The following is an 18,588-nucleotide window of genomic DNA, read 5'->3' as shown; positions in this document are numbered from 1 at the left end:
AGTCCGCACAACGTCTCCTCGCACCTCGCTCGATGAGCGGGGCGGTCGCCGCGCGTCGGGCGAATGCTAACAGCGCATCCGACGCCGGACGGCTAGTTCAACGCCTCGGCGATCTCGCGACCGGCGTCCTCGCCGTAGGCGTCGGTCAGCCGCCGCACCGCCTCGTCGCGGTCCCAGGTCCACTCCTGCGGGCCGGGCGCCTCGAACACCAGCACCGCAACCAGCGATGCCAGCTGCGCCGAGCGTTCCAGGCTCAGCCCGGCCGCGCGGCCGGTCAGGAAGCCGGCGCGGAACGCGTCGCCGATGCCGGTCGGATCGGCCTGGTGTTTCTCGGGGACCACGTCGACGTGGATGAACGTGCCGTCGGAGCTGACCAGGTCGACACCCTTGGGACCCAGGGTGGTGACGCGCAGCCCGATCTGGTTCATCACCTCGGCTTCGGACAGACCCGACTTCTGCAGCAGCAGATCCCATTCGTAGTCGTTGGTGAACAGGTAGGCGGCGCCGTCGATCAGGGCGCGGATCTGCGCCCCGTCCAATCGGGCCAGCTGCTGGCTCGGGTCCGCGGCGAACGCCAGGCCCAGGTCACGGCATTCCTCGGTGTGGCGGAACATGGCGTCGGGGTCGTTGGCGCCGACGATGACCAGCTCGGGGGTGCCGACCCGCTTGACCACGTCGGCCAGCGAGATGTTTCGGGCCTCCGACATGGCGCCCGGGTAGAACGACGCGATCTGGGCCATGGCCTCGTCGGTGGTGCACACGAACCGGGCGGTGTAGGCCGACTCGGACACCAGCACGCTCTTGGTGTCGACGCCGGCGGACTCCAGCCAGTTGCGGTAGTCGTCGAAGTCCTGGCCGACGGCGCCGACCAGGGCGACGTCCCCGCCGAGCACTCCGATCGCAAAGGCCATGTTCCCGGCGACGCCGCCGCGGTGCATCACCAGGTCGTCGACCAGGAAGCTCAACGACACCTTCTGCAGGTGATCGGGCAGCAACTGTTCGGAGAATTTCCCGGGGAAGCGCATGAGATGGTCGGTGGCAATGGAGCCGGTCACCGCGATGGTCACGAACCGTCACCCTTCATTTCGTTACCTTGTCTATCTGACTGTAGCCCCCAGCGGCTCACCCGACGGTCCGGCGGTCGTGCGCTAACCTGCCTACGAATGCCCGCGCGGTCACTGTAGACCGGTGATCCGACCGCACGACCCGGGGAGCGAATTACTCGATGGCCGGCCCGTATCCGTATCCGGAGCCCTACCCGGCGCAGCCGGGTGGACCGCCCGCGCCACCGTATCCCGCCCAGGGCGCACCGATGTATCCGGGCACGTTGCCGCCGCCGGTGCCGTATCGCAAGCGCGGACGCGGACCGCTGATCGCGGGGGTGGTCGCCGTACTGGTGATCGCCGCAGCGGTGGTGGCGGTCGCGGTCGGCACCCGCGACAGCGGCGGCCGGCCGGCCGTCGGTCCGCTCAGCGACGAGACGGCGCGCACGGCGATCCAGAACTATCTGAACGCGCTGTCCGACGGCGACGACGAGACGATCGCCCGCAACACGCTGTGCGGGCTGTTCGACGCGGTCAAGGAGAAGCGCTCGGACATGGCGCTGGCCGGCCTGGCCGGCGACGCGTTCCGCAAGCAGTTCAGCAAGGCCGAGGTCAGCTCGATCGACACGATCGTGCCGTGGTCGAGCAATCAGGCCCAGGTGTTGTTCACGATGCGGGTGGCGCCGGCGGCGAGTTCATCGCGCGGTAAGCAGCCTCCCGCGGAGGAGGTGCAGGCCGTCGCCCAGCTGCTCATCCAGCCCAGCGACGTCCTGGTGTGCTCGTATCTGCTGCGCAGCGGCGGCCAGTACTAGCCGCCGCTGCGATCAGCCGGCGCTCAGTTGAACGAATCGCCGCAGGCGCAGGAGCCGGTGGCATTCGGGTTGTCGATCGTGAAGCCCTGCTTCTCGATGGTGTCCACGAAGTCGATGGTGGCGCCCTGCACATAGGGCGCGCTCATCCGGTCGACGGTGAGGTTGACCCCACCGAATTCGACCGTCAGATCGCCGTCGAGGGCGCGGTCGTCGAAGAACAGGTTGTACCGCAGACCGGCGCACCCGCCCGGCTGCACCGCGATCCGCAGAGCCAGGTCATCGCGGCCCTCCTGATCGAGCAGAGCCTTGGCCTTGGCCGCCGCGGCGTCCGTGAGGAGCACACCGTGGGTTGCGGTGGCGGTCGCCGACTCGTCCTGAACAGTCATTGCTCTCCCTTTGCATCCCTGCTGTGGTTCATGGCCAGATCACTGACCACGACACTGGCCAGACATCTCAACGGTACCTTGCTTTCGACCTATTCCCGAGGTGGCTCCCGGCCGGTCTGCGGTCCGCCACGGGCAAGTAACCTGGGGGTGTGAAATTGCTGGGCCGCAGAAACGACGATGAGCACCCCAGGGACACCGCTGGCGACGGCGCCGTGGTTGCCTCGCCGGCGGATTCGGCGGCCGACGAGGATTCGCGGGAGCGCAGCACGGCGCCCAAGGGCCGACCGACCCCCAAACGGGACGCCGCCAAACGCCGCGGTCCGGTCGCCCCGGCCCCGCTGACCGCCGCTGAGGCCCGCAAGCGCCGCAAGGAGCTGCGCGGTCCCAAGCTCAGCCGCGAGGAACGCAAGGCCGAACGGCTGGAACGCCGGTCGGGCATGGCCGAACGCCGCGAGCGGATGATGGCCGGTGACGACGCCTATCTGCTGCCTCGCGACAAGGGTCCAGTGCGCCGCTACGTTCGCGACGTGGTCGACTCGCGCCGCAACGTGTTGGGTCTGTTCATGCCGGCCGCGCTGGCGCTGATCTTCATCATGCTGGCGGTGCCGTCGGTCGAGGTGCAGCGGCTGCTGTCCCCCGCCATGCTCGTTCTGGTGCTGATCATGATCATCGACGGTTTCCTCATCGGGCGCCGGGTGAACCGCCTGGTCGACGAGAAGTTCCCGGGCAACACCGAAAGCGGCTGGAAGCTCGGCTTCTATGCGGCCAGCCGGGCGTCGCAGCTGCGCCGGATGCGGGCGCCGCGCCCGCAGGTCGAGCGCGGCGCCAAGGTTGCCGGCGCCAAGGTTGCCTGAGCCCCCTGCGGTGCGCACCCTGGTGCTCGGGGGGATCCGGTCGGGCAAGTCGCGCTGGGCCGAGACCGCCATCACCGTGTCGGCCGGGACCGATCCGGTCCGCTATCTGGCCACCGGCATGCCGGCCGGCCAGGACGCCGAATGGGCGCGCCGGGTGGCCGCACACCGCGAACGCCGACCCTCGCACTGGGTCACCGAAGAGACCACCGACGTCACCGCCCGCCTGCGCGCGGACCGGACCGCGGCGCTGGTCGACGACATCGGCGGCTGGCTGACCGCCGAGATGGACCGTTGTGGAGCGTGGACCGGCGCGTCGGTGGCGGCGGCCACCGGCGCCCTGGTGGACACCGTGCGCGACTTCGCGGCGCCGCTCATGCTGGTCAGTCCCGAGGTCGGGCTGACCGTGGTTCCCGCGACCTCATCGGGACGGCGCTTCGCCGACGAGCTGGGTCTGCTCAATCAGCGTCTCGCCGAGTGCTGTGACCGCGTCGTCCTCGTCGTCGCGGGCCAGCCGATCACCGTGAAGGAGCCAGCGTGACCGAACCCGCGTTCACCGCGGTGGTGCCGCCCGACGCCGCGGCGGTGGCAGCGGCGCGCGCCCGCCAGGACTGGTTGACCAAACCCCGCGGCGCCCTGGGCCGGCTGGAGGAGTTGTCGGTGTGGGTGGCCGGATGCCAGGGCGTATGCCCGCCCCGACCGTTCACCCGTGCGCGGGTGGTGGTCTTCGCCGGCGATCACGGCGTCGCCTCGGCGGGGGTGTCCGCCTATCCCGCGGAGGTGACGGCACAGATGGTGGCGAACATCGCCACCGGCGGCGCCGCGATCAACGCGCTGGCCGAGACGGCCGGCGCCGGGGTGCGGGTGGTCGACGTCGCCGTCGACGCCGACGAACCGCACTCCGCCGCGATCGGCGCGGTGAAGGTGCGCCGGGGCAGCGGGAACATCGCGGTGGAGGATGCGCTGGGCGACGAGCAGACCGTCGCGGCGATCGCGGCCGGCCGCCGGATCGCCGACGAGGAGGTCGATTCGGGGGCGGATCTGCTGATCGCCGGTGACATGGGCATCGGCAACACCACCGCCGCGACGACGTTGATCTGTCTGCTGACCGGCTCGGAGCCGGTCGCCGTGGTGGGTCGAGGCACCGGGATCGACGACGCCGGTTGGGCCCGCAAGACCGCGGCGGTCCGCGACGCGCGCTACCGGGCCAAGAAGGTGGCCACCGATCCGGTGGCGCTGCTACGGGTGTGCGGTGGCGCCGATCTCGCGGCGATGGCCGGCTTCTGCGCCCAGGCCGCGGTGCGGCGCACCCCGCTGCTGCTCGACGGGTTGGTCGTCACCGCGGCCGCGCTGGTCGCCGACCGGCTCGCGCCGGGGGCGCGGCAGTGGTGGCAGGCCGGGCACCGCTCCCCCGAACCCGGCCACACCCTTGCGCTGGAGCGCCTGGAGCTGACACCGATCGTCGATCTGGGGATGCGGCTCGGCGAGGGCACCGGTGCGGCGGTCGCGTTGCCCGTCGTGCGGGCGGCGGTGGCGGCGCTGTCGGGGATGGCGACGTTCGACGAGGCCGGCGTCTCGTCGTGATCGGTGCGCTGGCCGGGGCTTTCGCGTTCGGCACGGTGCTGCCGGTGCCCGCGGGCCGGGGCGGCGCCCTGGGCCGGGATGCGATGTCGGCGCTGCCCCTGGTGGGGGTGGCGCTGGGCGCCGTGGCCGCCGGAGTGGTGTTCGCCGGAACGTGGGCGTTCGGCGTGCACAGTGCATTGGCCGGACTGCTCGCGGTCGCCACGCTGCTGCTGCTCACTCGAGGTATGCACATCGACGGTCTGTCCGACACCGTCGACGGGCTGGGCTGCTACGGACCGCCCGCGCGCGCACTGCAGGTGATGCGCGACGGGTCGGCCGGCGCGTTCGGCGCCGCCGCGGTGGTGGTGGCGGTGGGAGCTCAGGGTCTGGCGTTCGCGCAGCAGCCGGGCGGCTGGCAGGGGGCGGCCGCGGTCGTCGTGGCCGTCACCGCGGGCCGCGTCGCGGCGGTGGCGGCCTGCCGGCGCGGCGTCCCGGCCGCCGAGGGCAGCACGTTGGGCGGGGCGGTCGCCGGCACTCAGCCGGCCGTGGTGGCGGCGGCGTGGCTGGTCGCGCTGGCCGCGGCGGCGACGGTGGCGACACCGCGGCCCTGGCAGGGTCCGCTGGTCATCGTGGTCGCCGTCGGGTGCGCCGCGCTACTGGTGCGGCACTGCGTGCGCCGATTCGGCGGCATCACCGGCGATGTGCTGGGCGCCTCGATCGAGGTGACGACGACCCTGGCCGCGGTCGGTCTGGCGATCGGCTAGCTGAGCTTGGCCATCCAGCCGTGGGTGTCGGCGAAGGTGCCGCGCTGAATGCCGGTCAGGGTGTCGCGCAGCGCCATCGTGACCTCACCCGGCTGACCGTCGGCGATGGTGAATTCCCCGTCGGTGTGTTTGACGTGGCTGACCGGGGTGATGACCGCGGCGGTCCCGCAGGCGAACACCTCGGTGATCTCCCCGGCGGCGGCCTTCTTCTGCCACTCGTCGACGTCGATCTTGCGCTCTTCGATGGCGAAGCCGGCGTCGGTGGCCAACTGCAGCAACGAATCCCGGGTGATGCCCGGCAGCAGTGACCCGCTGAGCTCGGGGGTGACCAGACGGGCCGAACCGCCGCTGCCGAAGACGAAGAAAAGGTTCATCCCGCCCATCTCCTCGACGTAGCGGCGTTCGATGGCGTCCAGCCAGACCACCTGGTCGCAGCCGTGATGGGCGGCCTCGGCCTGGGCCAGCAGTGAGGCGGCGTAGTTGCCGCCGAACTTCGCCGCACCGGTGCCGCCGGGGCTGGCCCGCACGTATTCGTGGGACAGCCACACGCTCACCGGCTTGATCCCGCGCGGGAAGTACGCTCCGGCCGGAGAGCCGATGACCAGGTAGCGGTACTCGTTGGCCGGCCGCACCCCGAGTCCGGGTTCGGTGGCGATGACGAAGGGCCGCAGATACAGCGACTCCTCGCCGCCGGCCGGCGGCACCCACAGCTCGTCGACAGAGATCAGCTCTCGCAGCGACGCGAGGAACAGCTCCTCGGGCAACTCCGGGATCGCCAGCCGCCGCGCCGACGCGCGCAGCCGCGCGGCGTTGGCCTCGGGCCGGAAGGAGACCACCGACCCGTCGGCCCACCGGTAGGCCTTGAGTCCTTCGAAGATCTCCTGCGCGTAATGCAGCACGATCGCCGACGGATCCAGTTCGATCGGGCCGTAGGGCAGCACCTGCGCGTTGTGCCAGCCGCCGTCGGACGTCCAGTCGATCGAGACCATGTGGTCGGTGTGGTACCGCCCGAAGCCGGGGTTGGCCAGGATGCCGGCCCGCACCTCGTCGGTCGCCGGCTCGGCGTTGCGCGCCACGGTGAACTCGAGAGGGCCGTCAGTCATGGGGGAATTGTATCGGGCTGCGCTAGCGGGTTTTCGCCGTCAGGAACGGCGGCTTGACCACGTCGCACTCCACCCGCCGTCCGCGGACGTCGACCTCCACCCGGCTGCCGTCGGCGACCTCGTGGGCGGTGTCCAGCAGGGCCAGCGCGATGCCGACCTTGAGGCTCGGTGAGAAGGTGCCCGACGTCGTCACCCCGATCGCGGTGTCCCCGTCGTAGACGGTCAGATCGGGTCGCAGCACACCGCGGCCGACGGCGCGCAGCCCGCGCAGCAGGCGCTCCGGTCCGGCCGCCTTTTCGGCCAGCAGCGCATCGCGGCCCCAGAACGCGTCCTTACGCCACCCGATCGCCCAGCCGACCCGTGCCTGCAGCGGGGAGATCTCCGGGGACAGTTCGTGACCGTGCAGCGCGTAACCCATCTCGGTGCGCAGGGTGTCGCGGGCGCCGAGGCCCGCCGGTTCACCGCCGGCCGCGCGCACGGCCTCCAGCAGCGCGTCGAACACCGGCCCCGCGTCGTCCCACGGCGGCAGCAGCTCGTAGCCCTGTTCCCCGGTGTATCCGGTGCGGCAGACCCGCACGGGCACGCCGGCCAGGTCGGCGTCGGCGTACCCCATGTAGTCCATGTCCGTCGGCAGACCCAGGGCGGTGAGCACCTCGGTGGCCTTGGGGCCCTGCACCGCCAGCACCGCGTAGGAGCGGTGTTCGTCGGTGACGGTCACCCCGTCGGGCGCCCCCGCGGCCAGGGCGGCCACCACGGCCGCGGTGTTGGCCGCATTCGGCACCAGGAAGATCTCGTCGTCGGCGACGTAGTAGGCGATCAGATCGTCGATCACACCGCCGGACTCGTTGCAGCACAGCGTGTATTGCGCCTTACCCGGTCCGATGCGGCCCAGGTCGTTGGTGAGCGCGGAGTTGACGTAAGCCGCGGCCCCCGGACCGCGCACCAGCGCCTTACCCAGGTGGCTGACGTCGAACAGTCCGACGGCGTTGCGGGTGGCGGTGTGCTCGCTGACGGTGCCGGCGTAGGAGACCGGCATCAGCCAGCCGCCGAATTCGGCGAAGGTGGCGCCCAGCGCGCGGTGACGGTCTTCGAGTGGGCCGTGCAGAGGTTCGCTCACCCCAAAGAGCTTAGGGTGGATTCCCGTGAGCAACGATCCCGGCTATCAGGCCCCCGCCGTCACCGTCAGTTCCTCCCTGCCGCGCCGCGGCATCGGCGAGGCCGTGCTGGTGGTCCCGGTGGTGAGCGCCGACGACACGGCCGCCGTACTGGCGGGTGACCCGTTCCTCGACCGGGCCCAGATCGCCGACATCGAATCGGCACTCGCGGCGGTCGGCGGCACCGGTAAGGAAGGTCAGATCCACCGGCTGGTGGTCGGCTCGCTGCCGGTGGCCAGCGTGCTGACCATCGGGCTGGGCAAAACCCGCGACGAGTGGCCGTCCGACACCGTCCGCCGCGCCGCGGGCACCGCCGCCCGCTCGCTGGACAAGGTCTCCGCCGTCCTGACCACCCTGTCCGCCGTGGATCTGAGCGCGACGATCGAAGGGCTGATCCTCGGCAGCTACCGGTTCACCGAGTTCCGCAGCGCCAAGACCGCACCCAAGGACGAGGGACTGCGATCGATCACCGCGCTGTCGGAGGAGCCGAAGAGTCGCACCCGCGACATCGTCCAGCGCGCCATCGACATCGCCAGCGCCGTCGCGACGGCTCGGGATTTCGTCAACACCCCGCCGAGTCACCTCTACCCCGACGAATTCGCCAAGCGCGCAAAGGCTCTGGGCGAAGCCACCGGCCTGGACGTCGAGATCCTCGACGACAAGGCGTTGGCCAAGGGCGGATACGGCGGCATCGTCGGGGTCGGCAAGGGCTCCTCGCGCCTGCCGCGCCTGGTGCGGCTGAGCCACAAGGGCGCCAAACGCAAGGGCAAGCGGGTGGCGCTGGTCGGCAAGGGCATCACCTTCGACACCGGCGGCATCTCGATCAAACCGGCCGCCAACATGCACCACATGACCTCGGACATGGGCGGTGCCGCCGCGGTCATCGCGACCGTCGTGCTCGCGGCCAGGCAGAAGTTGCCGATCGACGTGATCGCCACCGTACCGATGGCCGAGAACATGCCGTCGGCGACCGCGCAGCGCCCCGGCGACGTCCTCACCCAGTACGGCGGCACCACCGTGGAGGTGCTCAACACCGACGCCGAGGGCCGACTGATCCTGGCCGACGCGATCGTGCGCGCCTGCGAGGACGATCCGGATTACCTGATCGAGACCTCGACGCTGACCGGCGCCCAGATCGTGGCATTGGGTTCGCGCACCCCGGGCGTCATGGGCAGCGACGATTTCCGGGACCGGGTGGCCTCGCGGTCGCGTGAGGTCGGCGAGAACGGCTGGGCGATGCCGCTGCCGGAGGAACTCCGGGAGGACCTCAAGTCGACGGTCGCCGATCTGGCGAACGTCAGCGGCTCGCGATATGCCGGCATGCTGGTCGCGGGCACCTATCTGCGTGAATTCGTCGCCGAGGGTGTCGAATGGGCGCACATCGACGTCGCGGCGCCGGCCTACAACTCCGGCCTGCCCTGGGGTTACACCGTCAAGGGCGGCACCGGCGTGCCGACGCGCACCATGTTCGCCGTCCTGGAGGACATCGCCCGCAACGGCTGAATCCCGGCCTCCGCCGGCGGGGCTGAATCCCGGCCTCCGCCGGCGGGAGCTGTTCAGAGCACGCGGCCCCGCGCGGTGCTGCGCAGCACCTGCGGCGCCACCCGGGACACCCCGTAGACCAGGTAGGCCTCGGGCATGACGGGGCGAATCGCCTTGTCGGCCTTGACCGCTGAGACGATCGCCTGGGCTGCCTTGTCCGGCCCGAACCGGCGCATCGCGAACATCCGCTGCAGCTGACCGCGCCGGCCGGCCACGTCGGCGGTGCGGCCCGCCGGCGCCGAGAAGCGGGTGTCCCGCACGATGTTGGTGTTCACGGTGCTCGGGCAGACGGTGGTCAGCCCGATGCCCGCGGAATCGAGTTCGGCTCGTAGACAGTCGGAGAACATGTACACCGCGGCCTTGGACGTGCAGTAGGCGTTGAGCGATTGCAGCGGCGCGTAGGACGCCATCGACGCGACGTTGACGATGTGTCCGCCGGCTCCGCGTTCGACGAGCCGGCGCGCGAACGCGCGGCAGCCGTTGACCACCCCACCGAGGTTGACGTCCAGGACGCGGTCCCACAGCTCGGGCGGGGTGTCCAGGAAGCTGCCCGCCTGGCCGATGCCCGCATTGTTGACGACGATGTCGGGCACCCCGTGTGCGGCGCACACCTCGTCGGCGAAGCGTTCGACCGCCTCGGCGTCGGAGACGTCGAGCCGGTAGGCGTGGGCGGTGCCGCCGCCCGTGGTGACGGTCGCCGCGGTCTCCCGCGCCGCGGCCTCGTCGATGTCGCTGACGATCACCTCGGCGCCTTCGGCGGCGAAGGCCAGCGCGGTCTCCCGCCCGATTCCGCTACCGGCGCCGGTCACCGAGACCAGTGTGTCGGTGAAGTGGTCGCGGACCCGGCCGACCTCGGCGCGGCGCAGCTCGCGGCAGGCCGGGGCACCGTCGATGTGGTCGGCGAATTGGGCGGCGGCGCGGGCGATCACCTCAGGATGCGAGATGGGTGACCAGTGGCCGGCCTTCAGTTCACGCCGCCACAGCCGCGGCGCCCACTGACCGATGGCGTCGAAGGCATGGGGCCGGATGAACGGGTCGGCGGTGTTGACGATCAACTGCACCGGGGCCTCGACGTGGTGGTCGGCTTTCGGATGCAGCAGCGAGGGCAGTGCGTTGGCCCGGTACACCTTGATGCTGGCGGCTGCGTCGGCCGCGGTGGACGAGGCGATGAACGGTCCGCCGAAGGCCCGCACCGCCAGTCCGGGCAGCACCGGCACCGAGAACAGCACCATGTAGGCCAGCCGGGCGAGCTGGGACACCCCGCGGGCGAAGCGGATCGGCCGCCACGGGCGGGCCAGCGCGCCGCGGACGTAGCGCATCGCATGGTGGGCGCTCGGACCGGAGATCGAGGTGAACGACGCGACACGGGCGGTGGCCTCGGGACGGCCCAGGTACTCCCAGGTGCCGATCGATCCCCAGTCGTGAGCCACCACATGGGCCGACCGGCCGGGACTCACCGCGTCCAGAACCGCGGCGAGGTCGTCGGCGTACCGCTCCAGCGCATAGGCCGACGCCGGTTTCGGTGTCGAGGTCGCTCCGACCCCGCGGTTGTCGTAGCGCACGATGCGGAAGCGGTCGGCCAGCAGCGGCACCACCTGATCCCACAGCGCGTGCGAATCCGGCCAGCCGTGCACCATGACGAGTACGGGGCCGTCCGGGTCGCCTTCCTCGTACACCGCGATGCGGACGTCGTCGGTGCTGTCCACGAAGCGCGGGCCGGTCCGGGTGGGCGTCATCCGTCCAGTTCCTGACGGGCCGCACGTTTGCGCTCGATGCGCTTGCGCGCGTCGTAGTCACGCATCCGTTGCGGATATCCGACCTTCTGCACGTCGTAGACCGGGATCTTCAGCCGGTCGGAGAGTTTGTGCGCCCCGGCGTCTCCCCCGGCGCGGCGCCGGGTCCATTCGCCGTCGGCGGCGACGAGCACCACCGTGACCTCGGTGACCGCGGTCTGCGGTTCGATGAACGCCTCCACGCCCTGGTGGTCGGCGACCCACTGCCGCAGATAGCGCAGATCGGCGGCGGGGTCACGGCCGTCGGCGCGACCCGAGCGTCGGCCCCGGAATTTGCTGAAGATCCCCACCTGCGCACGGCTCCCTTCTCGTTCCCTCTCTGTCGATAGTGCCAGAGCAGGCACTACCCGAGTCTGCGGCGAACAGCGAGACCAGACGTGGAAGGATGGGAGCCGACATTTCGACCCGGTACCACCGAGCCGTTCGAGGGAGTCAACACACATGGCCGTCTCTGTTCAGATGCCCGCTCTCGGTGAGAGCGTCACCGAAGGCACCGTCACGCGGTGGCTGAAGCAGGAGGGCGACACCGTCGAACAGGACGAGCCACTGCTCGAGGTCTCGACCGACAAGGTCGACACCGAGATCCCGTCACCCGCTGCGGGTGTGCTGCAGAAGATCGTGGCTCAGGAGGACGACACGGTCGAGGTCGGTGGCGAGCTGGCCGTGATCGGCGAGGGCGGTGAGGAATCCGGGGACTCGAAGGATTCCGGCGACGAGGGTTCCGGCGACGAAGAGTCGGGTGACGAGGACTCCGGCGAGGAGCAGGAGAAGCCCGCCGAGGAGGCGTCCGAAGACACCCAGGACACCGAGGACGAGCCCGAACCCGAGCCGGAATCCAAGCCCAAGTCCGACTCCAAGCCCAAGAAGTCGGGCTCCGGCACGTCGGTGACCATGCCCGAACTCGGCGAATCGGTCACCGAGGGAACCGTCACCCGCTGGCTGAAGAAGGTCGGCGACACCGTCGAGGTGGACGAGCCGCTGCTCGAGGTGTCGACCGACAAGGTCGACACGGAGATCCCCTCGCCTGTGGCCGGGACGCTGATCTCGATCACCGCCGAGGAGGACGACACTGTCGAGGTGGGCGGTGAGCTCGCCAAGATTGGTGACGCGGACGACGCGGACGACGCGGACGACTCCGACTCCGACGACGAGCCGGAACCCGAGCCCGAACCGGAACCCGAGCCCGAGCCGGAACCCGAGCCCGAGCCCGAGCCCGAGCCCGAACCGGAGAAGAAGCCGGAGCCCAAGCAGGAGAAGAAGCCCGAGCCCAAGCAGGAGGACTCCGGCGATTCCGGCCCCTACGTCACCCCGCTGGTTCGCAAGCTGGCCGCCGAGCACGATGTCGACCTGGCCACCCTGAAGGGCACCGGTGTCGGTGGACGCATCCGCAAGCAGGATGTGCTGGCGGCGGCTGAGGAGAAGAAGGCGCCGAAGTCCGACACCGAGCAGGCCGCGGAGGCACCGTCGAAGTCCCCGGCGGCCGCGATGGCTCCCGCCGATGCGAATGCGGCGAACGCACCGCTGGCCCACCTGCGCGGCACCACCCAGAAGGCCAACCGCATCCGGCAGCTCACCGCCAAGAAGACGCGTGAATCCCTGCAGGCCACTGCGCAGCTGACGCAGACCCACGAGGTCGACATGACCAAGATCGTGGCGCTGCGGGCCCGGGCGAAGAACGACTTCGCCGAACGCGAGGGCGTCAACCTGACCTATCTGCCGTTCATCGCGCGCGCCGTGATCGACGCACTCAAGGCGCACCCGAACGTCAACGCCAGCTACAACGAGGACTCCAAGGAGATCACCTATTACGACGCCGAACACCTCGGCTTCGCGGTGGACACCGAGCAGGGTCTGCTGTCTCCGGTGATCAAGAACGCCGGCGATCTGTCCCTGGCTGGGCTGGCCCGGGCGATCTCCGACATCGCGGCCCGGGCGCGCTCGGGTGACCTCAAGCCCGACGAGCTGTCCGGCGGCACGTTCACGATCACCAACATCGGTAGCCAGGGCGCGCTGTTCGACACCCCGATCCTGGTGCCGCCGCAGGCGGCGATGCTGGGTACCGGGGCGATCGTCAAACGGCCTCGGGTGATCGTCGACGAGTTCGGCAACGAGCTGATCGGTGTGCGGTCGGTGGCGTACTTCCCGCTGACCTACGATCACCGGCTCATCGACGGCGCCGACGCGGGCCGGTTCCTGACCACCGTCAAACGCCGCCTCGAAGAGGGTGCGTTCGAGGCGGACCTGGGGCTGTAACCGTCGTGGCCAGGCCATCGGGTTCGGTCATCGCGATAGCGGGTTCGTCGGGCCTCATCGGCTCGGCACTGGTGTCGGCGCTCCGCGCGGCGAACCACCGGGTGGTGCGGATCGTGCGCCGCGCGCCGTCCAACGCCGACGAGCTGTTCTGGAACCCCGACTCCGGCGAGTTCGACGCCGGCGCGCTGCAGGGGATGGACGCCGTGGTCAATCTGTGCGGCGTGAATGTCGGTCAGCGGCGCTGGTCGGGCGCGTTCAAGCAGAGCCTGCGGGACAGCCGGATCGCGCCCACCGAGGTGCTGTCGGCCGCGGTCGCCGACGCCGGGGTGCCGGTGCTCGTCAACGCCAGCGCCGTCGGCTACTACGGCGACACCCGCACCCGGATCACCGACGAATCGGCGCCCGCGGGTTCGGGTTTCCTGGCCCGACTGTGCGTGGATTGGGAAGCCGCGACCCGCATGGCGGCCGCGGCCGGCTCGCGGGTGGTGCTGCTGCGGTCGGGTCTGGTGCTGGCTCCCGCCGGCGGGCTGCTGGCCAGGATCAAGCCGCTGTTCTCCCTCGGCGCGGGCGCCCGGCTCGGCAACGGCCGCCAGTACATGCCGTGGATCAGCCTCGAAGACGAGGTGCGCGCGATTCTGTTCGCGATCGACGACGACGAGGTGTCGGGCCCGGTGAACCTGACCGGACCCGCTCCGGTGACCAACGCCGAGTTCACCGCGGCGCTCGGCCGGGCGGTGCGGCGGCCCACGCCGCTGATGGTGCCGGGTTTCGCGTTGCGCGCCGTGCTGGGCGAGTTCGCCGACGAGGGACTGCTCGGCGGGCAGCGCGCGATCCCCGCCGCGCTGGAACGGGCCGGTTTCACGTTCCACCACAGCACCGTCGGTGAGGCCCTGGCGTATGCCACCGGCCCGAAAGACGCCTGACGAGTAGCGTTTCTGACATGGCGGTTTCCATCCGGTCCTCGGCCGCTCCGGTCGAGGTGCGTCGGCTCGGCACGATCGACTACCTCGATGCCTGGCAGCGGCAATGCGAGGTCGCCGACGCCCGGGTCGGCGGCGGTCCGGACACCCTGCTGCTGCTCGAGCATCCGCCGGTGTACACGGCGGGCAAACGGACCGAGGCGCATGAGCGGCCGCTGGACGGGACGCCCGTGGTGGACACCGACCGCGGCGGCAAGATCACCTGGCACGGCCCCGGTCAGCTCGTCGGTTATCCGATCATCGGGCTGGCCGAACCGCTCGACGTGGTCAACTTCGTGCGCCGCATCGAAGAGGCGCTGATCGCGGTCTGCGCGCAGTTCGGCCTCGCTGCCGGCCGGGTCGACGGACGGTCCGGGGTGTGGTTGCCGGCCGACTCCCGGCGTCCGGAGCGCAAGATCGGCGCCATCGGCATCCGGGTGTCGCGCGGAACCACCCTGCACGGGTTCGCGCTGAACTGCGACTGCGATCTGTCCGCCTTCTCCGCGATCGTGCCGTGCGGGATCACCGACGCCGGGGTGACGTCGCTGACCGCCGAGCTCGGGATGCGGGTCACCGTCGAGGACGTGGTCGCGGCGGTGGCCGAGCGGGTGTGCGATGCGCTCGACGGGCGGCTCGCCCTGTCGGGCGTACCATCGACCCAGTGACGGTCACACCTTCTGAGCCCAATGTCGCCGGCTCCGCAGCTCCGGAAGGCCGCAAACTCCTGCGTCTGGAAGTTCGCAACGCCCAGACGCCCATCGAGCGCAAGCCGCCGTGGATCAAGACCAGGGCCAAGATGGGCCCGGAGTACAAAGAGCTCAAATCGCTGGTCAAACGCGAGGGTCTGCACACGGTCTGTGAAGAGGCCGGCTGCCCCAACATCTTCGAATGCTGGGAGGATCGCGAGGCCACGTTCCTCATCGGCGGCGAACAGTGCACCCGGCGGTGCGACTTCTGCCAGATCGACACCGGTAGGCCCGCCGAACTCGACCGGGATGAGCCGCGCCGCGTCGCCGAGAGTGTGCAGGCGATGGGGCTGCGGTATTCGACGGTGACCGGCGTCGCGCGTGACGATCTGCCCGACGGCGGCGCATGGCTGTACGCCGAGACGGTGCGTGAGATCAAGCGCCTCAATCCGAACACGGGCGTCGAGTTGCTCATCCCGGATTTCAACGGGGATCCCGTGCAGCTGCAGACGGTGTTCGAGTCCCGTCCCGAGGTGCTGGCGCACAACGTCGAGACGGTGCCGCGCATCTTCAAGCGGATCCGCCCCGCGTTCCGCTACGAGCGCAGCCTGGGGGTGCTGACCGCGGCCCGCGAGGACGGGTTGGTGACCAAGAGCAATCTGATCCTCGGCATGGGCGAGACCCCGGACGAGGTCCGCACCGCGCTGGTGGACCTGCATGAAGCGGGCTGCGACATCATCACCATCACGCAATATCTGCGCCCCTCCCCTCGCCACCACCCGGTGGAACGCTGGGTCAAGCCCGAGGAGTTCGTGGAGTTCGCCGAGTTCGCCGAAGGGCTCGGCTTCGCCGGCGTGCTGGCCGGTCCCCTGGTGCGTTCGTCCTACCGGGCCGGGCGGCTGTACGCGCAGGCCGCGCGGCTGAAACCGGCCGCCACACCACCCGTATCCTGAGCACATGGCGAAATCCCGCACCCCTGCTGCGAGCAAGGAAGCCAAAGCCCAGGCGAAGGCGGCCCGCAAGGCGGCCAGCAAGCAGCGGCGCAGCCAGCTGTGGCAGGCGTTCCAGATCCAGCGCAAAGAGGACAAGCGGCTGCTGCCGTACATGATCGGCGCGTTCGTGCTGATCGTGGGCATCTCGGTGGCGGTCGGCGTGCTGGTCGGCGGGTTCACGATGTACACGCTGATCCCGCTCGGCGTGATCCTGGGATTGCTGGTCGCGTTCATCGTGTTCGGTCGCCGCGCGCAGAAGTCGGTGTACCGCAAGGCCGAAGGTCAGACCGGCGCCGCGGCCTGGGCGCTGGAGAACTTGCGTGGCAAATGGCGTGTGACGCCCGGCGTCGCCGCCACCGGTCACTTCGACGCGGTGCACCGGGTGATCGGCCGCCCCGGGGTCATCTTCGTCGGCGAGGGCTCCCCCGCCCGCGTGAAACCCCTTCTCGCGCAGGAGAAGAAGCGCACCGCCCGGCTCATCGGTGACACTCCGATCTACGACATCGTGGTCGGCAACGGTGAGGGTGAGGTGCCACTGTCCAAGCTGGAACGGCACCTGACCAAACTGCCCGCCAACATCACCGTCAAGCAGATGGATGCCCTCGAATCGCGGCTCGCGGCCCTGGGCACCAAGGTCGGCCCGGCGGCCATGCCGAAGGGACCGCTGCCGACGCAGGCCAAGATGCGCGGCGTGCAGCGCACCGTCCGCCGGCGGTAGCGGCGCGCCGCACCGCACCGCGCCTGGGCATCGGCCATACTTCGGCGAATGTGCACAGCATGTGAGTGGGCGCCGCATTTCGCCCGGTTCGGCCGGACGACGCGCCGGACAGCGCTGCGCGGCGCGGTGGTCGTCGCCGCGGCCACCGCACTGGCCGCCTGTTCGTCCCCCGGCGAATCCTCGTCGGCACCGCAGGGACAGGGCGGCGATGACGGCGGCTCCGACCAGGCCGATGTCGTCTTCCGCAACGGCAAGGTCTACACCGTCACCGGTCCCGAGCGGTGGGCGCAGGCGGTGGCGGTCAAAGGCAACTCGATCGCCTACGTCGGTGACGATGCGGGCGCCATGGCGCTGGCCGGCTCAGCGACCCGGGTGATCGATCTCGGTGGCAAACTGCTGATGCCCGGGTTCGTGGAGGGGCACACACATCCGTTCCTGGGGTCGTTCCTCACCTCCGGGGTCGACCTGCAGGTGCCGACCAGAGAAGACGCCCTGGCCGCCATCGCCCAATACGCGAAGGACAACCCGAACGGTCCGATACGCGGATTCGGTTGGCGGGTGGACATGTTCGGGCCGGAGGGCCCGACGCGGCAGGATCTGGACCGGGTGCTGCCCGACCGGCCGGGGTTCTTCTTCGCCATCGACGGACACAGCCTGTGGGCCAACAGCAAGGCGTTGGAACTGGCCGGCGTCAACCGCGACACCCCCGACCCGATCCCCGAGTTCAGCTACTACGCCCGCGATGTGAACGGCGAGCCCACCGGTTACGTCCTGGAGGTCAACGCGGTGCTGAGCCTGGTCGACGCGGTGGAGCCGATCTCGCCGGAGACCATGGGCACGCTGGTGGAGGGCTGGCTTCCGAAGGCGTCCGCGGCGGGGATCACCTCGGTCTTCGACGCCGGTGTCCCGCCGATCGGCGACGATCAGGCCGCGATCCTGCGGCTCTACACCGACGTCGAGCGGCGCGGCCTACTGCCGTTCCGCGTCGTCGCGTCGTACTCCGTACGCACCACGCCGATCGAGGGGACCGTCGAGAAGTTCCGCGCGGTGCGTGACGAGGTCTCCAGTGAGTTGGTGTCGGTGAACGTCGTCAAGATCATCGGCGACGGCACGCAGGGCGGATACACCGCCTGGTTGATCGAGCCCTACGCCGACAAACCCGATTCCACGGGCGCCTCCCCGTTCAGCGAGGAGCAGTGGCACCGGCTGGTCGGCGACGTCGACGCCGCCGGCTTCGACGTCCACATCCATGCCTGCGGTGAGCGCACCGCCCGGGTGGGGCTCGACGCGATCGAACGCGCCATCGCCGCCAATCCGGCGCGCGACCGGCGGCACGCGGTCGCCCACCTGGTGTACCTCGAGGACAGCGACGCCCCGCGGTTCGCCGAACTCGATGTGACGGCACAGTTCTCGGCGAACTGGATGTCCGCCGATCCGGACACCATCCAGAACATGGGCGCCCGCTACGGGTCGCCGCGCAAGGAACTGCTGTACCGGGTGCAGGACGTCCTCCGGTCGGGCGGGCGGGTGTCGCTGGGCACCGACTGGCCTGCGGCTGGCTATTTCTCGACCTACAAACCGCTGGACTCGATCCAGATCGGCGTGACCCGGCGGCTGATCGGCGACCCGGCCGCCGCGGTGCTGGCACCGGCCGATCAGAAGCTGTCGGTCGAGGAGGCGGTGCACGCCAACACCCTCGGCGCCGCCCATCAGATTCGGCTGGACGACAAGGTCGGCTCGCTCGAGGTCGGCAAATTGGCCGACCTGATCGTGCTCGACCGCAACATCTTCGAGATCGACCCGCAGGAGATCCACGCCACCAACATCTCGCTGACCATGATGAACGGCCAGGTCCGGCACGAGTCCTGACGTGTGGGCCTCGAACGTGAGCTTGCGGTCGAAATCCGGGCCGAACATGGGGCGCGAGTTCACGTTCGGCGGCGTCGGAACCGTCCGGGCGTCGCCTCCG

At 70.3% G+C, this 18,588-nt stretch carries 18 protein-coding genes; 12 read left to right on the top strand and 6 right to left on the bottom strand.

All coding sequences use genetic code 11. From position 1 onward, the window contains the following. Positions 1-92: 92 nt before the first annotated feature. Complete coding sequence (locus tag ACN27E_RS02385) at positions 93-1,067, bottom strand: carbohydrate kinase family protein (protein ID WP_422746425.1); 975 nt, start codon at positions 1,065-1,067, stop codon at positions 93-95. A gap of 158 nt (positions 1,068-1,225) precedes the next feature. Here ACN27E_RS02385 and ACN27E_RS02380 point away from each other — a divergent pair, with 158 nt between their 5' ends. Beyond that, entirely contained in the window at positions 1,226-1,855 is a 630-nt protein-coding gene (locus ACN27E_RS02380; protein WP_422746424.1) for a hypothetical protein, read from the top strand. A gap of 23 nt (positions 1,856-1,878) precedes the next feature. On the opposite strand, the gene ACN27E_RS02375 is transcribed toward ACN27E_RS02380, so the two are convergent. Further along, positions 1,879-2,241: a HesB/IscA family protein gene (locus ACN27E_RS02375; RefSeq protein WP_422746423.1), complete on the bottom strand. Its 363-nt coding sequence runs from the start codon at positions 2,239-2,241 to the stop codon at positions 1,879-1,881. Positions 2,242-2,390: 149 nt separating this feature from the next. On the opposite strand from ACN27E_RS02375, the gene ACN27E_RS02370 reads away from it, so the two are divergent. From ACN27E_RS02370 to ACN27E_RS02355, 4 genes are read left to right on the top strand one after another with little or no spacing between them, the layout of a single operon-like run. Beyond that, the gene (locus ACN27E_RS02370) at positions 2,391-3,095 is read left to right on the top strand and encodes a DUF3043 domain-containing protein (protein ID WP_422746422.1); all 705 of its coding nucleotides are present in this window, start codon (positions 2,391-2,393) and stop codon (positions 3,093-3,095) included. A gap of 10 nt (positions 3,096-3,105) precedes the next feature. Next, entirely contained in the window at positions 3,106-3,633 is a 528-nt protein-coding gene (locus tag ACN27E_RS02365; RefSeq protein ID WP_422749542.1) for a bifunctional adenosylcobinamide kinase/adenosylcobinamide-phosphate guanylyltransferase, read from the top strand. Further along, entirely contained in the window at positions 3,630-4,676 is a 1,047-nt protein-coding gene (gene cobT / locus ACN27E_RS02360; protein ID WP_422746421.1) for a nicotinate-nucleotide--dimethylbenzimidazole phosphoribosyltransferase, read from the top strand. Before ACN27E_RS02365 ends, cobT begins: the two co-directional genes overlap by 4 nt. Continuing rightward, the gene (locus tag ACN27E_RS02355; RefSeq protein WP_422746420.1) at positions 4,673-5,419 is read left to right on the top strand and encodes an adenosylcobinamide-GDP ribazoletransferase; all 747 of its coding nucleotides are present in this window, start codon (positions 4,673-4,675) and stop codon (positions 5,417-5,419) included. The genes cobT and ACN27E_RS02355 overlap by 4 nt, the downstream gene beginning before the upstream one ends. Here ACN27E_RS02355 and ACN27E_RS02350 read toward each other — a convergent pair. Together ACN27E_RS02350 and gcvT are read right to left on the bottom strand one after the other, a co-directional pair. Then, positions 5,416-6,522 carry a branched-chain amino acid aminotransferase gene (locus ACN27E_RS02350; protein ID WP_422746419.1) on the bottom strand — a complete coding sequence of 369 codons (1,107 nt, stop codon included), beginning with the start codon at positions 6,520-6,522 and terminating at the stop codon, positions 5,416-5,418. The genes ACN27E_RS02355 and ACN27E_RS02350 overlap by 4 nt on opposite strands. Before the next feature lie 22 nt (positions 6,523-6,544). Then, positions 6,545-7,639 carry a glycine cleavage system aminomethyltransferase GcvT gene (gcvT, locus tag ACN27E_RS02345; RefSeq protein WP_422746418.1) on the bottom strand — a complete coding sequence of 365 codons (1,095 nt, stop codon included), beginning with the start codon at positions 7,637-7,639 and terminating at the stop codon, positions 6,545-6,547. 25 nt (positions 7,640-7,664) lie between these two features. Between gcvT and ACN27E_RS02340 the strand changes: the two genes are divergently transcribed. Then, on the top strand, positions 7,665-9,179 hold the full coding sequence (locus ACN27E_RS02340; protein ID WP_422746417.1) for a leucyl aminopeptidase: 1,515 nt from the start codon (positions 7,665-7,667) through the stop codon (positions 9,177-9,179). Positions 9,180-9,232: 53 nt separating this feature from the next. Here the strand turns inward: ACN27E_RS02340 and ACN27E_RS02335 are convergent, their stop codons facing one another. Both ACN27E_RS02335 and ACN27E_RS02330 read right to left on the bottom strand, forming a co-directional pair. Next, on the bottom strand, positions 9,233-10,954 hold the full coding sequence (locus ACN27E_RS02335; RefSeq protein WP_422746416.1) for an SDR family oxidoreductase: 1,722 nt from the start codon (positions 10,952-10,954) through the stop codon (positions 9,233-9,235). Further along, entirely contained in the window at positions 10,951-11,301 is a 351-nt protein-coding gene (locus ACN27E_RS02330; RefSeq protein ID WP_422746415.1) for an oxidoreductase, read from the bottom strand. The genes ACN27E_RS02335 and ACN27E_RS02330 overlap by 4 nt, the downstream gene beginning before the upstream one ends. Positions 11,302-11,452: 151 nt before the next feature. Between ACN27E_RS02330 and sucB the strand changes: the two genes are divergently transcribed. The 6 genes from sucB to ACN27E_RS02300 are packed head-to-tail and all read left to right on the top strand — an operon-like array spanning position 11,453 to position 18,488. After that, a complete protein-coding gene (gene sucB, locus ACN27E_RS02325) occupies positions 11,453-13,264 on the top strand; it encodes a 2-oxoglutarate dehydrogenase, E2 component, dihydrolipoamide succinyltransferase (protein WP_422746414.1) in 1,812 nt (603 codons plus the stop codon). 5 nt (positions 13,265-13,269) lie between these two features. Further along, positions 13,270-14,187, top strand: a complete 918-nt coding sequence (locus ACN27E_RS02320) for a TIGR01777 family oxidoreductase (protein ID WP_422746413.1) — start codon at positions 13,270-13,272, stop codon at positions 14,185-14,187. Between the two features lie 17 nt (positions 14,188-14,204). Beyond that, the gene (gene lipB, locus ACN27E_RS02315) at positions 14,205-14,888 is read left to right on the top strand and encodes a lipoyl(octanoyl) transferase LipB (protein ID WP_422746412.1); all 684 of its coding nucleotides are present in this window, start codon (positions 14,205-14,207) and stop codon (positions 14,886-14,888) included. After that, the gene (lipA, locus tag ACN27E_RS02310; RefSeq protein ID WP_422746411.1) at positions 14,885-15,862 is read left to right on the top strand and encodes a lipoyl synthase; all 978 of its coding nucleotides are present in this window, start codon (positions 14,885-14,887) and stop codon (positions 15,860-15,862) included. The genes lipB and lipA overlap by 4 nt, the downstream gene beginning before the upstream one ends. Positions 15,863-15,866: 4 nt before the next feature. Then, on the top strand, positions 15,867-16,619 hold the full coding sequence (locus tag ACN27E_RS02305) for a DUF4191 domain-containing protein (RefSeq protein WP_422746410.1): 753 nt from the start codon (positions 15,867-15,869) through the stop codon (positions 16,617-16,619). Between the two features lie 48 nt (positions 16,620-16,667). After that, the gene (locus ACN27E_RS02300; protein WP_422746409.1) at positions 16,668-18,488 is read left to right on the top strand and encodes an amidohydrolase; all 1,821 of its coding nucleotides are present in this window, start codon (positions 16,668-16,670) and stop codon (positions 18,486-18,488) included. The last annotated feature ends 100 nt before the right edge of the window (positions 18,489-18,588 follow it).

The sequence above is a fragment of the Mycobacterium sp. WMMD1722 genome (assembly GCF_049315205.1).
Lineage (GTDB): Bacteria > Actinomycetota > Actinomycetes > Mycobacteriales > Mycobacteriaceae > Mycobacterium.
This window is presented reverse-complemented; position numbering and strand designations above follow the sequence as displayed.